Below are 1,350 nucleotides of genomic sequence, written 5' to 3' on the forward strand. Positions count from 1 at the left end.
AGTACAGGCGAATCATCAAAATCGCGTCTCTAGGCAGTTTCGGCCCGGGAGGTCCGCCCTCAGCTGCTGACCTGCACGTTCAGGCCACAGTGCCCTCTAGGAGCCCCGAATTACGTCGAACCCGGGTCAAGCCTTCGATCAGATCGCGCTGCCAGGACAACCTGCCGGGAAGGTCCTCGACCGCGAAGTTTCCCATGCACGTGGAAGCGCATGCCAGCGGCAGTATTTGATCGGCCTGACGGATAGGACGCCACCGCCTTCTGCGCGGTGGTCGCGAAGTCGCCGGCGAGCCACGCTGTTGCGACCGCCTCGAAGATCACCACCGCGATGTCGCGGGACCGCCTGACAATGTCGTCAGCCGCTTCTACCAGCAACCCGTATGCGTTCTCCGGGCAGCCCCGGGCAACGTCGGCCGGAGTGTGCACCTGCGCGAGACGGGCCAGGTCCAGCGGATCGGACAAGTCGGGGAGCGCCTGTCCTGCGAGCCCTGCGCCGCGCAGCAGCCACATTCCGTCGCCGGCCAGCACGGCGGCATGGTGGAGCAGGGCTGACTTGCCGATGCCCGCATCGCCGCGCAACACGAGCGCGCCGCTGCGATCGGCCTTCGCCTCCGCCGGCAGCCGCCCGATGAACGCCATCTCGTCCGAGCTCCCGTACAACACAGCAGACCTTTCAGCAAGAAGGTACGTACACTCCAACATGTACATCCATACCTATACCCTTTACTATATTGCCTACAAGCGTTGGCAGGCGAGCTGGGGTAGTGATCGTCGTAGATCAGAACGCGTAGCGGGTCCGCTCGGCCCGGCGGGTGATCCACTGCTACTCAGTGAAGGCATCCGGGGCGGCCGGGCCGCCGAAGGCGCGCCCGTGCTGCCGTAAGGCGTCCAGGTCTCGTACACGACGATCCGTTGATCTTCCCGGAGCAGATCCGCTTGCACCGCACCGTTGTGAGTGCAGTCCAGTTGACCTGTGGTTCCTGCTGGGCGGCCGAGCAGCGGGCGTACCCGATCCGTATCGCCCTGGCGACACGAGGCGGCCTGCGCTTCGTCGCTTATCAGCGCGAGGGCGTTGCGTTGCTGGCCATGCTTGCGGGTTTCCGATGGTTCATGAGAGCGGGCCGGTCAGGTGGTGTTGTACGACAGGCGCCACGTAGGTCACGGCGGCTTGCCTGCCGAGGGATGCCAGTGGTTCGACGCGGAGGATGTAGCGGGCCGTGGCGACGCCTAGTGCTGTGACCGGAAACGATCACCGGGTTGAGTGACAGGTTTCAGGCGGCCGGTGCGAGGGGTCTGCCTCCCCAGCGGATGCCTTTCTCGCTGCGGATGCGGGCGCGTTCGCGGCGTTGGG

1 protein-coding gene is annotated in these 1,350 nt (G+C 65.5%); it reads right to left on the reverse strand.

Going from position 1 to position 1,350, the window contains the following annotated elements; genetic code table 11:
- Positions 1 to 110 precede the first annotated feature (110 nt).
- On the reverse strand, positions 111 to 638 hold the full coding sequence (locus ABGB01_RS45915; protein ID WP_347780637.1) for a hypothetical protein: 528 nt from the start codon (positions 636 to 638) through the stop codon (positions 111 to 113).
- Positions 639 to 1,350: the final 712 nt, after the last annotated feature.

Source organism: Nonomuraea sp. B5E05, assembly GCF_039880665.1.
In the GTDB taxonomy this organism is placed as follows: domain Bacteria; phylum Actinomycetota; class Actinomycetes; order Streptosporangiales; family Streptosporangiaceae; genus Nonomuraea.

Coding starts and splice junctions, on each gene's coding strand:
- ABGB01_RS45915 (WP_347780637.1), bottom strand. CDS start 638: ATGGCGTTCATCGGGCGGCTGCCGGCGGAGGCGAAGGCCGATCGCAGC.